At 42.6% G+C, this 14,460-nt stretch carries 9 protein-coding genes; all 9 read left to right on the top strand.

Annotation, left to right across the window (positions count from 1 at the left end):
• Positions 1 to 2 precede the first annotated feature (2 nt).
• The 9 genes from ACSYSN_RS04910 to ACSYSN_RS04870 all read left to right on the top strand — a co-directional run bounded on the left by ACSYSN_RS04910 (position 3) and on the right by ACSYSN_RS04870 (position 14,460).
• Positions 3 to 923 (top strand): ABC transporter permease, encoded by a 921-nt coding sequence (locus ACSYSN_RS04910; protein ID WP_491711815.1) that lies wholly within the window; start codon positions 3 to 5, stop codon positions 921 to 923.
• A 177-nt stretch (positions 924 to 1,100) separates the two neighbouring features.
• On the top strand, positions 1,101 to 2,873 hold the full coding sequence (locus ACSYSN_RS04905; RefSeq protein WP_491711814.1) for an oligopeptide ABC transporter substrate-binding protein: 1,773 nt from the start codon (positions 1,101 to 1,103) through the stop codon (positions 2,871 to 2,873).
• Between the two features lie 200 nt (positions 2,874 to 3,073).
• Positions 3,074 to 4,843 carry an oligopeptide ABC transporter substrate-binding protein gene (locus ACSYSN_RS04900; RefSeq protein ID WP_491711813.1) on the top strand — a complete coding sequence of 590 codons (1,770 nt, stop codon included), beginning with the start codon at positions 3,074 to 3,076 and terminating at the stop codon, positions 4,841 to 4,843.
• A gap of 185 nt (positions 4,844 to 5,028) precedes the next feature.
• Positions 5,029 to 6,798, top strand: a complete 1,770-nt coding sequence (locus ACSYSN_RS04895; RefSeq protein WP_491711812.1) for an oligopeptide ABC transporter substrate-binding protein — start codon at positions 5,029 to 5,031, stop codon at positions 6,796 to 6,798.
• A gap of 122 nt (positions 6,799 to 6,920) precedes the next feature.
• Positions 6,921 to 7,607, top strand: coding sequence for a ribonuclease III (gene rnc / locus ACSYSN_RS04890; RefSeq protein WP_491711811.1), 687 nt, complete (start codon positions 6,921 to 6,923; stop codon positions 7,605 to 7,607).
• Between the two features lie 12 nt (positions 7,608 to 7,619).
• On the top strand, positions 7,620 to 11,183 hold the full coding sequence (gene smc, locus ACSYSN_RS04885) for a chromosome segregation protein SMC (RefSeq protein ID WP_491711810.1): 3,564 nt from the start codon (positions 7,620 to 7,622) through the stop codon (positions 11,181 to 11,183).
• 2 nt (positions 11,184 to 11,185) lie between these two features.
• The gene (gene ftsY, locus ACSYSN_RS04880; protein ID WP_491711809.1) at positions 11,186 to 12,385 is read left to right on the top strand and encodes a signal recognition particle-docking protein FtsY; all 1,200 of its coding nucleotides are present in this window, start codon (positions 11,186 to 11,188) and stop codon (positions 12,383 to 12,385) included.
• A gap of 24 nt (positions 12,386 to 12,409) precedes the next feature.
• Positions 12,410 to 13,834: a C69 family dipeptidase gene (locus ACSYSN_RS04875; protein ID WP_491711808.1), complete on the top strand. Its 1,425-nt coding sequence runs from the start codon at positions 12,410 to 12,412 to the stop codon at positions 13,832 to 13,834.
• Between the two features lie 350 nt (positions 13,835 to 14,184).
• Positions 14,185 to 14,460, top strand: coding sequence for a hypothetical protein (locus ACSYSN_RS04870; protein WP_491711807.1), 276 nt, complete (start codon positions 14,185 to 14,187; stop codon positions 14,458 to 14,460).

Raw genomic sequence — 14,460 nt, 5'->3', positions numbered from 1 at the left:
AAATGTCTGAAAAGAAAGAAAACACTGCAAAAACAGAAGTTAAAAAAGCAAAAGTTTCTTCTCCTGCCTCAAGCTTTAAGGTAATTGTACGAGAAATTGTCAAGGACAAAATTGCCTTAACCGCTTTTATTGTCATTATATTAGTTTTACTCTTCACTTTTGGTGGCTCACTGTTCCTTAATAAGGAACAAGTTACTGAAACTAACATTGTCGATGCTTACTTTGGTTGGGGCATGAATGGGCACCTCCTAGGTACTGACGATGGTGGTCGTGATATTGTCAAGCTCTTGATGATGGGCGGACGTAATTCAATCTTAATTGGACTGTGTGTAACCTTAATCTGTGAGACTGTTGGTGTCCTTATCGGATTAGTTTCTGGATACTACGGCGGTTATGTAGATGCAGTTATTATGCGAATTGTTGACTTCGTTCAAGTTCTACCTGCACTACCAATTGAAATTGTCTTAGTAACTGTTGTTCCTAAGTTCAGTCCATTAACTTTAGTTTGGATTATTTCGCTCTTTGGGTGGACATCGACGGCGAGGTTAATGAGGGCCTTTGTTCTCTCTCAACGTGGTCGCGACTATGTGCTTGCATCTAAGACTTCAGGTTCATCGGACCTGAAGATTATGTTCCGGGAAGTTCTTCCGAATATTACCTCAATGTTAATTATCGACGTGGTACTTACAGTTGCAGGTAATATCGGGATTGAAACTACTCTGTCCTTTATTGGCTATGGACTGCCTACTGATGTGCCATCTCTTGGTACGTTAATCAACTTTGCCAATGATCCGGTCAATGTGGTCAGCCGACCTTGGTTGTGGCTACCAGCGACAATTTTACTGTTAGCGATCTCTTTAAGTATTAACTATGTTGGACGGGCACTGCAACGTGCGGGCGACGCAAGACAAAGAGAAAATTAGATTTATCAAAAACATTGCTAAAAAAAGCAATGTTTTTTTGTGTTGTTTTAATTATTTTTTTATTATTTTGTGATAGCTAAAAACTAATAATTAGGAATGAATATGATAGAATAAAGATGTTAACTTATTCCAAAATACTAATGTTTATCATTAATAGATAGGAGTATTTTTTTAATTATGAAGAAGACAAGATTGCTTCGTTCTGTCGGCATTGTAACTGCCGCAGCGTTGACACTGGTTGCTTGTGGTAAGAGTAGCGATACAGCTAACAATGAAAATGCGAAGGTCGCAAGTAAGTTCCCTGAAGCTGTTCCGACTAAGGAGGCTAAACAGGGTGGGACGCTCAAGTATGCGATTGAGACTGATACCCCGTTTACTGGTATTTTTTCAGATGAGCTATATACGGGTTCTTTGGACGCTGATGTTGCTTCACCTGGTGAAGAAGAATTATTCGATACCGATGACAGCTTCAAGATTACTGATAAGGGTCCTGCAACAATGAAGCTGGATCAGAAGGCCAAAACGATTACTATCACCGTGAAGAAGGGTGTGAAGTGGTCTGATGGCAAGCAAGTTACTGCCAAGGATATTGAATATCCATACGAAATTGTTGCTAATAAGAAGAGCAAGTCACAACGCTATACCAGCGAATTAGAAGATATTGTAGGAGTCAAAGAATACCACAATGGCCAGTCTAAGACTATCTCTGGAATTGAGATGCCAGAAGGTGAAGACGGCAGGACGGTAGTTCTACACTTCAAGGAAATGAAGCCAGGAATGCTATACAGTGGTAATGGCTATTTCTGGGAATCAGCTGCCCCATATCATTACTTGAAGAACGTTCCGTTTGAGAAGTTACAGTCTTCTGATCAAATTAGGAAGAAGCCAATGTACTTTGGTCCATTCAAGGTTCAGAAGATCGTCCGTGGTCAATCTGTAACTTGGGTACCTAACAAGTACTACTGGCGCGGTAAGCCAAAGTTAGACAAGGTTATTTGCCAGGTTATTTCACAAAATTCAGCATCGCAGGCGATTAAGAGTCATAAGTTCGATGTTGCTCAAGTAATTAATTCTCAATGGGACCAGGTTAAGGATACCAAGGGCGTTAACTTTATTGCGCAGATCCCATTGCAATACCGTTACCTAGGCTTCAAAGTGGGAGAATGGGATAGCAAGCAAGACAAGAACGTCATGAATCCTAAGTCTAAGGTGAGTAATAAGTCACTTCGGCAGGCTATGGGTTATGCTATGAACGTTGCTGCGGTTGATCAGCGCTATACTTCTGGCTTGAGCTTCCCGGTTACTACCCTAATTCCTAAGCAATTCGGCGATTACTTCGACAAGGATGCCAAAGGTTATTCCTACAACTTGAAGAAAGCTAATGATCTTTTGGACAAGGCCGGTTATAAAAAGAAGGGCAAATGGCGTGTTCAGCCTAATGGTAAGCCATTAACAATTAACCTCTTAGCCATGACTGGTAGTTCTGTTCAGGAGCCAACTATTCAGAACTATATCCAACAATGGAACAAGATTGGCCTGAACGTCAAATTAGTTGGTGGTCGTTTGACTGAGTTTAACTCGTTCTATGACAAGGTTCAGCACGATGATCCAGAAGTAGATGCATTCTTTGCCGCTTGGGGTCTGGCGAGTGAACCATCGCCTGCTTCGATGTATGGTGAGGGGGCACCAATGAACTACACCCGTTTTGTTACTCCCGAGAACACTAAGTTATTAAAAGAGATCGACTCCCAGAAGTCCTTCGACCATAACTATCGTGTTCAAAAATTCCACGAATGGCAAGAGTACATGAACGATCAAGCCTACGTCATTCCAGTTGAAAATTCCTACAAGGTAATTGCAGTTAATAACAAGGTTACTGGATATTCCACTAAACCTTCTGACAATTCTAATGGTCACCAATTGTGGCATAAAGTTGGTTTTGTTAAGTAAAGTTTAAGTAAGTCAAAAAAGTCTCAAGTCTACTTGAGGCTTTTTGATGATTAAAATTAAATAATTTTGTCGAATCACTTGACTATATTAGGCAAAAATTAATCAATCTATTGAAAACTTAATAAAATGTGCTAATATTTAATTATTAACTTGTTTTAGAAACTTCACTTAACTACTTAATGAGAAGGAGTCATAATTAAATGAGGAAAACAAAATTATTTAGTTCACTTGGAGTTGTAAGTATGGCAGCCCTGGCTCTAGCAGCCTGTGGCAAGTCCAATAACGATAATACCAACGATGCTAAGACCGCAAGTAAATTTCCGGCAGCGGTCCCCAATAAGGAAACTAAACAAGGCGGTACACTAAAGCTTGCTTTGATTTCTAACTCACCGTTTACCGGAATTTTTTCCAATGAATTGATGACGATTACGACCGACGCAGAAGTTGCGTCACCAGGTAATGAAGGTTTGTTTGACACGGATGATAATTACCGCATCAACGACAAAGGCCCGGCCACAATGAAGTTGGATCGCAAGAATAATACGGTCACGATTACGGTAAAAAAAGGTGTGAAGTGGTCTGATGGCAAGCAAGTTACTGCTAAAGACGTTGAATATCCATACGAAATTATAGCAAATAAGGCATCTAAGTCACAACGGTATACTTCAAAATTTGAGTTTATCAAAGGAATGAAGGAGTATCATGACGGCAAGTCTAAGACAATTTCTGGTATCGAGATGCCTGATGGGCCAACTGGCCGGACAGTTGTTTTGCATTATACGGAATTGAAGCCAGGCATGACCAACTCAGGTAATGATTACTTCTTCGAAAATGCTTCGCCATATCATTATTTAAAAGATGTGCCATTTAATAAGCTAATGTCTTCTGATAAAATCAGGAAGAAGCCGCTTTATTTTGGGCCATTTGTGTTGACCAAGTTGGTGCGCGGGCAAGCTGCAACTTGGACGCCAAACAAGTATTACTGGCGTGGTAAACCAAAATTAGACAAAATTATCTATCAAGTTGTTTCGTCGCAATCAACATCGCAAGCCATTAAGAGCCACAAGTTTGACATCTCCCAAGTAATTAACTCACAGTGGAATCAGGTTAAGGATACTAAGGATGTTAACTTTGTTGCCACGATTCCTCTAGGATACTGGTACGTTGGTTTCCACTTGGGTAAGTGGGACGCTAAACAAGGCAAAAACGTGATGAATACGAAGTCGAAGATGAACAACAAGGCTTTGCGTCAGGCTATCGGATACGCCATGAACGTTGATGAGGTTATGAAGCATTATACTCATGGTATGTCCTTTAGAGTGCCAACGTTAATTCCAGAACAGTTCGGTGATTACTTTAATAAAGATATTAAAGGTTACACTTATAACTTGAAGAAGGCCAATGAAATTCTTGACAAAGCTGGTTACAAGAAGAAGGGTAAGTGGCGTGTTCAACCGAACGGTAAACCTTTGAACATTAAGTTCATGGCCATGTCCGGTGGTGTTACGCAAGAACCAATTATTCAAAACTATCTGCAACAATGGCATAAGATTGGTCTGAATGTTACTCTAACTGGTGGTCGCTTAACTGAGACTAACTCTTTCTATGACAAGATTCACAATGATGATCCGTCATTCGACATGTTTGAAGCAGGCTGGTCGCTTTCTACTGAACCATCACCACTTGGCTTGTACGGAGAAAAGGACCAATTCAACTATACTCGCTTTGTAACTCCAGAGAACAGCAAGTTACTAGAAGAAATTGATTCACAGAAAGCCTTTAACCACAAGTACAGGGTAGATAAGTTCCATGAATGGCAAGAATACATGTTTGACCAAGCATTTGTTATTCCAGAACAGAGCTCATACTCCGTTAAGGCAGTTAATAAGAAAATTTCTGGCTACTCTTTGAAACCATCAGAAAGTACTCAAGGCTATCCATTATGGTATAAGGTGGGTTTTGTAAAATAATTAGTTAATTAAATTTATTAAATCTCAAGCTTTTGCTTGAGATTTTTTGTTAACATTAAACTTTATCAGATATTAAATTAAATAAAAATGAACAATAATATTGCAATTTTAATTTAATGTGGTAATATTTAATCATTAACTTGTTTTAATAACTTAGCTAACAATATATAGAGGAGTCATCTACCATGAAGAAAAGTAAATTATTTAGTTCGGTTGGTCTGGTTACCGCTGCCGCTCTTACCTTAGTTGCTTGTGGTAAGAGTTCAAATAATAGTAATGAAGGTGCAAAAAGCGCCAGCAAGTTTCCAATTGAAACTACGGCCAAGGAGGCAAAAGAAGGCGGAACGTTAAAAGTTGCTGAGGAATTTAATACGCCGTTTACTGGTGTTTTTAACGAAGAATTACAAATGAGTCAGCCGGATGCGGATGTTGCTAGTCCGGGGCAGGAATCATTGTTTGACACGGATGATCATTATAAGATAAATGATAAGGGACCAGCTACCCTGAAGTTGAACCGTAAGAATAATACGGTGACCATTACCATGAAAAAAGGTGTTAAATGGTCAGATGGCAATCAAGTAACGGCTAAGGATATTGAATTTGCTTATGAGATTATTGCCAATAAGGCAACCAAATCACAGCGATATTCAAGTCAATTTAACATTATTAAGGGCATTAAAGAATATCATGAAGGTAAAGCCAAGACCATTTCCGGAATTGAGATGCCAGATGGAGAGAATGGTCTTGTTGCAGTTTTGCATTGCAAGGAATTAAAACCAGGAATGTACTATAGCGGTAACGGCTATATTTGGGAAATGGCTGCTCCATATCATTACTTAAAGAATGTTCCGTTTGCCAAATTAGAAGCATCAGACCAAGTTAGGAAGAAGCCATTGTATTTCGGCCCTTACAAGGTAGACCACATTGTAAGGGGCCAATCCGTCACTTGGGTACCTAACAAGTACTACTGGCGCGGTAAGCCAAAGCTAGATAAGATTATTTATCAAGTTGTAAATCCTAATTCAGCTTCTCAGGCAATTAAGAGTCACAAATTCGATGTTGCGCGGGTAGTTAATGCCCAGTGGAAGCAAGTCAAGGGAACTAAAGGAGTTGAATTTATTGCCCAAATTCCGTTGAGCTATCGTTACGTAGCCTTTAAGGTAGGTAAGTGGGACAATAAGCAATCAAAGAACGTGATGAATCCAAATGCCAAGATGGGTAACAAGTCACTGCGTCAGGCGATGGCTTATGCAATGAATACCGATGCGGTCTACAAGCACTATACTGATGGTTTAAGTTTCCAGGTTCCAACACTGATTCCAGAACAGTTTGGCGATTACTTCGATAAGGGTAATAAGGGCTACACTTATAATATTAAGAAGGCCAATGAAATATTGGACAAGGCTGGTTACAAGAAAAAAGGGAAGTGGCGTGTGCAGCCTAACGGCAAGCCTCTCTCAATTACATTTGCAGCGATGTCTGGTAGTGCAATTCAAGAGCCAATTGTACAAAATTATATCCAGCAATGGAATAAGATTGGTCTGAATGTGAAACTTCTTGGCAATCGTCTGACCGAGTTCAATTCGTTCTATGACAAAATACAACACGATGATCCAAAGGTAGACATGTTTATGGCGGGATGGTCACTTTCGAATGAACCATCGCAGCAGCAGATGTATAGCGAAGGAACCATGTCTAACTATTCTCGTTTTGTCACACCAGAGAATACTAAGCTGATTGAAGAAATGGATTCACAGAAGGCCTTTGACCATAAGTATCGGGTAGATAAGTTCCATGAATGGCAGAAGTACATGGTGGACCAAGCCTATGTCATTCCAACCTATAATGAGTATCAAATTGATGCGGTTAATGATAAACTTGCCGGATATTCATTGAAGCCATCAAAAACCAATAATAATCATCAATTATGGTACCAAGTCGGTTTTGCGAAATAAACCATATTGTAAACATCAATAAATACTTAAATTTAAGAAAACTATTGCACAGTCCTGCAATAGTTTTTTTAATTTACCAGGTAAAAACTGGTATAATCTAATAAGATAAAGGGGCTGATAAGATGGTTAGTACAAAATTTATTGATCAATTAAGCACAAAATACAAAATTAACTTTGACAACCTAAAATTATTGGAAGAAGCGTTTACTCATTCGTCTTACGCCAACGAGCATCCGGAAGCTGGCATTCGAGACTATGAAAAACTGGAGTTCTTGGGGGATGCAGTGCTTGAATTAGCAATCTCTGCATACTTATACCGCAATTTTAGCGAGCTGAACGAAGGCGAATTGACGCGTATGCGATCCAATATCGTTGATACGGAGGGCTTTGCTGAATTTGCGCAAAAATTTGGCTTTCCAGAACAAATTAATCTAGGTCATGGTGAGGAAAAAGCGGGTGCGCGGGCGCGCAAAACACTTCTGGAAGATGTGTTTGAAGCCTTCAACGGGGCGCTTTTCCTTGATCAGGGCATGGATGCAGTAAAACACTTTTTGAGCCTGACCGTATTTCCCTTGATTGATGCAGGTAAGTTCGATGCCTCGCGGGATTATAAGACGGACCTGCAAGAATTGCTGCAGCAAGACGGACCCGTGAAGATTGAATACACTGTATTGCAGGAAGAACAGACGCCGTCACGGTTCACCGTCCAATTGGCAGTAAATGACCAAGTACTATCGCAGGGGCAAGGTCACAACAAAAAAGCAGCTGAGCAAGAGGCCGCAAAGGCTGCCTTAACCAAGCTCAACTAGGAGGATAAGTGTGTGCCATTAACAGAATTAACGATTGATGGTTTTAAATCATTTGCCGAAAAAACTAAAATCAAGTTTGACAGTGGTATCACTGGCATTGTTGGTCCCAACGGCAGTGGTAAGAGCAATATTACGGAAGCGATTCGTTGGGTAATGGGTGAGTCGAGTGCCAAGTCACTGCGGGGATCAAACATGAAAGATGTCATTTTCGCCGGCAGTGAATTTCGTAAACCGGCCACTCATGCTGAGGTCGCGCTGGTTTTTGACAACAAGAAACATGAACTGAACTTTGACGCCGAGCAGGTGGTAGTGACTAGGCGTATCTTACGGTCTGGTGATAACGAATATCTGATTAACAAGCATAGCGTGCGCCAGCGTGACGTACGGGCCTTATTCATGGATTCGGGTATCTCCCAAGACAGTCTGGCCATCATTTCGCAAGGACGGGTTGACCAAATTTTAAATTCCCGGCCCGAAGACCGACGGAGTCTGTTTGAAGAGGCAGCCGGTATTTTGCACTTTAAAAAGCAAAAGGAAGAAGCGAGCGCGCAACTCGAACAGACTACGGAAAATTTGGTGCGGATTAATGACCTGGTGAAGGAGCTGGAGCAACGGATTGAGCCACTTCATGAGCAGAGTTCGCTGGCGAAGGAATATCAATTTCAAAAATCAGGTCTTGACCATGACTTGAAAACCCTGCTAGCGTTTGAAATCGAGGATTTGAACCAGCAGAAGCAGGGGGTACAGCAGCAAGCAGATCAAAATCAGGTACTCTTATCAAAACTTGATCGTGAGGTAAAGGAGTCTCAAAGTGCAGTTGCAGCTAAGCGTGATGAGTATAAGCAGATCAGCACGCAACGTGAACAGATTCAGCATGACTTATTGGTCTTGACTAAGAAGCTTTCAGACATTAACACTAATTTGCAGGTGGCGGAACAAAGCAAGCAGTATAGCGAGGCAACTAAGAAGGAATACCGCACGGAACTGACTGACTTGAAGGAACAAGCCAGCAGTTTAGCGGCAGAATGTGCTACTTTAAAGAAGCAAGCAGAAGAACTAACCAAAGAGCAAAAGCAGCTCCAAGATCAGCGTAGAGGTTTAACCAAACGTTTGGACTCAGATCCCAAGCAATTAAACCAGCAGCTGGAAGATTTACGGGCCACTTATATTCAGTTGTTGCAGGATCAGACATCCAACAATAATGAGATTGTCTACCTGCAATCCGAATTGAATCGTGCTGGCAATGATGATGATTATCAAAATGATGATGTAAGCAAGCAGCTTGACCAGTCAACGGCAGAACTTGAACGCTTGCGCAAACAAGGCACTACGCTCAAGGAAAAATACCAGGCACAAAAGTCTAAGTTGGCTACTCTAACCGCAGAACAGGCCCAAAAACAAGCTAAGTTGGCTGACTTACAGCGGGTCGTAAATAAAAACAATCAACGATACAGTCAAGTGCAGGCGCGCTACGAAGCACTTGAAAATATCCGTAAACGGCATGAAGGCTACTATTATGGGGTCAAGAATGTCCTTAATCATTTGCCAGATTATCCTGGCGTTATTGGTGCTATTGGTGAACTAATTACCTTTCCGGCTAAATTAGAAGCAGCTATGGCAACTGCGCTTGGCGGTGGTGTCCAGGATTTAGTCACAACTAGCCGTGTCAGCGCACGAGATGCAATTAATCAACTCAAGTCTAGTCGTGCCGGACGGGCGACTTTTTTGCCCCTTGATGGACTACGTGAATATTCAATTCCGTCTTCTACCGTTAAGATTATGGAATCGTATGATGGTTTTCAGGGTATCGCCAGTGAGCTCGTTGCCAGTAATACAACTGAAGATATCAGTCCGGCGATCAACTACTTGCTAGGTAGTACAGTCATCGTTGATACAATTGACCATGCTCTGAATATGCGCCAGCGGATTGCTCGCTACCGCATTGTTACCCTTGATGGCGACGTGATTGCTCCGGGCGGGTCGATGACTGGTGGTGCGCGTAACCAGAAGAATAACTCACCGCTGCAGACAGTAGCAGAGCTGAACGAACTTAAACAGAGTATTAAGATCTTAAAGCAAAAATTAGCTACGGACCAAGCCAAGTTCAGCCAACTAACTGCAGCAAGTGCAAGTCTTGATCAAGGAATCGATCAGGTACGGCTCAAGGAACAAGAATATAACCGCGAACTAGGTGAAGCGGTCTTGTCTTACCAAAACCAGGAAAAGGAAGTCAAGCGCTTAAAAGCTGCAAGTGAACTCCTAGAATCACGTCAAGCTGAACGAGCCAAGCAAGTAGCCGAATTACAAACTAAAATTAAGAAAGCCGAAGACCAGAAGGAAGGCTTCGTGCAGAAGATTAATAAGCAGAAGGCAGCTATCAGTGATATCCAGGACCGGATTAAGAACTATACGTCCCTCAACCAGCAGGTTCAAGACAAACTGGCTGAACTAGATCCACAATTGGCCGTCTTGTCCAACAAGCTTGAAAATTTGGCCAAGCAAAAAACGGAAAAAGAGCATAGCTTAATCCAGTGTCAAAGACAGATAGAGGGTATTACGGAGAAGCTAACCGCCCTTGAACAAACGGGCACTATGGACCAGGAGAAGAAGCAGGAGCTGAATGCCGAAATCAAGCAGGAGTCGGCCCGCAAGGAAGACTTAGAAAGGGAGCTTGGTAATCTGAGTGCTAAACTGGGCCAGTACGATGCTAAAATCACGCAACTTGACCAGGTGGCCAGCCGGAATTATGATTTGCGCAAGGCTGCTGCTAGTGAGCAGGAGAACCTTTCGGTTAAAATCGCCCAGCTTGCTGGCAAAATTGACCAGCGTTTGGAAAAATTGCGTAAGGAATATGCTTTGACTTTTGAGGCGGCTCTTAAGCAAGCTGAGGATGAGAACAATGATGAAACGCGAGCCCGTTTGCAAAAGAGCGTTAGACTGCATCAGTTATCTCTAGCCGATATTGGACCGGTTAACTTGCAGGCAATTGACGAATATGAAGATGTTAAAAAACGGTATGACTTCTTGATTGGTCAGCAGGAAGACCTCCTTAAGGGTCGCGACAACCTGCGCGAATCGATGGCCGAGCTTGATTCTGAAGTATGTAGCCGCTTCAACAGGACTTTCAATGCGGTTGCTAAGAGTTTTGCTGAGCTCTATCCCGTGGTCTTTGGCGGTGGCAGTGCCCGGTTAGTACTAACTGATCCTGAGAATCTCTTAACCACAGGGGTGGAAATTGTTGCTCAGCCACCGGGCAAAAAGTTGCAGCGCTTAAGTTTGCTGTCTGGCGGCGAGCGTGCCCTGACGGCGATCACCTTGCTCTTTGCGATGCTCAAGGTTAAGCCTGTTCCGTTTTGTGTATTGGATGAAGTTGAAGCTGCATTAGATGATGCGAACGTGACCCGGTTTGCCGAGTTTTTGGAAAAATACGACATGCATACCCAGTTCATTGTCATTACGCATAGGCGAGGTACAATGGAACGTGCCGACCAACTATACGGCGTGGTGATGCAAGAGTCAGGCGTCTCGCAGGTGCTGTCGGTTTCACTAAAGGAATTAAAAGATGAGGTGAGTTGAAAGTGGGCTTATTTGATAAAATTAAAAAGTCGCTGTTTGGCGAAGAAGAGGCTAAACCCGACGAAGAAAAACAAGCAAAAGAGGCCAAGGAGCTCGAAGCTGGCTCAGTAGAAAAAGCTGAGGCATCGCCTGAAACAATCCGGGCAGAACAGCCCGATCAAGAACTGACTAAAGAAGAACCGTCTGCCGCCGCTGAACCAGTTGCTGGGCAGGCAGCAGATGAAGAGCAAGCAGAGGAGATTAATGAACCCGTCCCAGCAGAGTCACTTAGCCAGGAAGAGTTGTATGAGAAAGGACTGGAAAAGACTAATAAGGGCTTTGGGGCTCGACTCAACCAATTCTTTGCCCAGTTTCGCGCGGTCGATGAGGACTTCTTCGATAATCTGGAAGAGCTCCTAATCGAATCTGACGTGGGTTATGAAACTGCCACAGACTTGACCACGGAGTTACGGAACGAAGCGAAGTTGCAAAACGCTAAGTCGCGTGATGACTTGAAAAAAGTGATTGTTGAAAAACTGGTTGAACTATATGATAAAAATGGCGATGCAGACAATGAACACTTGCGAGTCCATCAGGACGGTAAGACTAACATTTATCTCTTTGTTGGCGTCAATGGAGCCGGTAAGACTACCACGGTTGGTAAGTTGGCCAAACGCTTTAGGGATGAAGGCAAATCAGTCCTGCTAGCTGCTGCTGATACCTTCAGAGCAGGTGCGGTGGAGCAGTTGGTTGAATGGGGCAAGCGCGTAGATGTCCCGGTGGTGACCGGTAAGGATCAGGCTGATCCCGCCTCGGTGGTCTTTGATGCGACTACTAAGGCTTTGCACGATCAAGTCGATTACCTGCTAATCGATACAGCCGGTCGCTTGCAGAATAAGAAGAACTTGATGGGTGAACTAGAAAAGATTGAACGTACCATCAAAAAGCAAGCACCAGCTGAACCGACAGAAACCCTGTTGGTCTTAGATGGTTCAACTGGTCAGAACGCACTGCTTCAAGCCAAGGATTTTGATAAGACGACTAAGTTGACCGGGTTAGTTCTAACTAAACTCGATGGCTCGTCTAAAGGCGGGGTGGTCCTAGCAATCAGGAACGAAATGAAGTTGCCCGTAAAGTTAGTTGGACTAGGAGAAAAGTCCAGCGATCTAGCCGACTTTGACGCCGCTAGTTATGCTGTGGGTCTTTTCCATGATCTAGTTTAAACAGATAAAAAGGAGTTTACATTAATGAAAGAATATAGTGCATGTACAACCATTTTAGTTGGTAAAAAAGCTTCCGTTGACGGCTCAACAATGATTGCCCGCAACGATGATACTTTCCGTCCGATTACCCCGCAGAAGTTCGTGATTCAACCTGCAGTCAAGGGCAAGCAGGGCCGGCAGATTAAGTCATGGCTCAACGAGTTTAGGATGGACCTACCAGAGGACGCTCAAGCGGTTCCGGCTGTTCCTAATGTTGACTACAAGCATCGGGGCTACTATGATGAGAGTGGGATTAACCAGGAGAATGTGGCCATGTCCTGTACCGAATCAACCTACGGCAATGAACGTGCTCTGGCCTTTGATCCCTTGGTTAAGGACGGTTTGGACGAGGATTGCATGCAGACAGTGGTTCTACCATATATCCATTCGGCGCGGGGCGGCGTAGAATATCTCGGCCAGTTGATTAAAAAATACGGCTCGCCTGCGGGTAACTCGGTTCTTTTTGGAGATAAAGATGAGATTTGGTACATGGAAATTGTTACCGGTCACCACTGGGTAGCCCAACGCATTCCCGATGATGCCTATGTCGTTGCTGCCAATCGCGTTTCAATTGAGCAGGTGGACTTTGACGATCCCGCTAACTTTATGTGGAGTGAGGGAATTCAGAATTTCGTGACGGAGTACCACTTAAACGTTGACCATGAAGGCTGGAACTTTCGTCATATTTTTGGTACTTACAGTCAGCAGGACCGCTACTATAATACTAACCGGGTTTGGTACGGCCAAAAGTACTTTAATCCTGAAGTAGAGCAAGATCCAACTGATGGTGACCTGCCCTTTATCCGCCGGGCTGCTAAGAAGATTACTCGGGAAGATATTGAATTCGTTCTGGGTAGTCATTACCAAAATACGCCTTACGATCCTTTTGGTAAGGGCACGGAAGAGGAGAAGCACCGTTTCCGTCCAATCAGCTTGAACCGGACTCAGAATGCTCATATTTTGCAGATCAGAAGTGATGTACCAAATGACCGGGCCGGAGTTATGTGGCTCTGTATTGGTGGGCCGACCTTTACGCCCTTCGTGCCGTTCTTAAGTAATATGAGCGACACGGATCCATCCTATAACAACACTTCAATGGACTATAATATGAATGATGCGTGGTGGTACTATAAATCACTTGCGGCACTGGTTGAAAGTCACTATCCGCAGTTCGTTCAACTAGATACTGTTTATTTGAATGAGCTCAACCAGTACTACCGCCGCCGCGTTGAGGATGTGATTGCTGGTGCACAGGGCAAGGCTGGGGCTGCGCTCACGTCCTACTTGACTAAGGCCAACCAAGAGACTGTCGCATACACGCGCAAGCGGTCCGAAAAACTCTGGGCACAAATGATGATTGACTCCATCAACATGTCCAAGTTGACTTTTAACATGGATGCTAATTTGTAGTAAAACACGCTTTAAAATAAACTGTAAAAATAACACTTTGCTTAGTTGGTAAAGTGTGTTTTTATATAATTAAAACTACTCTTGCTGAATCAAATCTAAGAATGTTAGATAGATCAAGGTTTTTACTTTATACTAAAAATCAGAATTTGCAATAGTTTTATCTAAATTAATTTGCAGTTGTGATAGACAAATAGAAGTTAAGCTTATTGAGGACGCTCAAACTCTACTAGGTAGCAATGTTATTAGTTCTATTGAGAGGAACTTGGCTTTGCAAGGTTAGTAAAAAATATATGACCGAATTTATTCATTTGAAAAATTCATTTCTGCGATTATGAAAATAAATGGATCATATGAAAAAAGAATATAAACGTGAATTGTTTTATCGAAGAGGGCAAGTCAAGATTCATCGGGATCGCTATTTCAATAAAATTCAGACCTTTACAAATGAAGCTGTCAAGACTGATAGATTTCTTAGTTTAGAAGATACCGACTTGATCATCGAAACAATTAATCGGAAGCCAATTTTGGCGAGGGTACAAGAAAGCACTTCTGATTACAAAGAAGTTGCGAATTTTATCAGAACAAAGGTAAATAATCAGCCTTATTATTTGTTAATCGATGAATAA

Source organism: Lactobacillus sp. ESL1191 (assembly GCF_058504435.1).
This window is presented reverse-complemented; position numbering and strand designations above follow the sequence as displayed.

Bases quoted from the DNA above. Each gene is read 5' to 3' on its own strand.
- ACSYSN_RS04910 (WP_491711815.1), top strand. From the start codon at position 3: ATGTCTGAAAAGAAAGAAAACACTGCAAAAACAGAAGTTAAAAAAGCA.
- ACSYSN_RS04905 (WP_491711814.1), top strand. From the start codon at position 1,101: ATGAAGAAGACAAGATTGCTTCGTTCTGTCGGCATTGTAACTGCCGCA.
- ACSYSN_RS04900 (WP_491711813.1), top strand. From the start codon at position 3,074: ATGAGGAAAACAAAATTATTTAGTTCACTTGGAGTTGTAAGTATGGCA.
- ACSYSN_RS04895 (WP_491711812.1), top strand. From the start codon at position 5,029: ATGAAGAAAAGTAAATTATTTAGTTCGGTTGGTCTGGTTACCGCTGCC.
- rnc (WP_491711811.1), top strand. From the start codon at position 6,921: ATGGTTAGTACAAAATTTATTGATCAATTAAGCACAAAATACAAAATT.
- ACSYSN_RS04875 (WP_491711808.1), top strand. From the start codon at position 12,410: ATGAAAGAATATAGTGCATGTACAACCATTTTAGTTGGTAAAAAAGCT.
- ACSYSN_RS04870 (WP_491711807.1), top strand. From the start codon at position 14,185: ATGAAAAAAGAATATAAACGTGAATTGTTTTATCGAAGAGGGCAAGTC.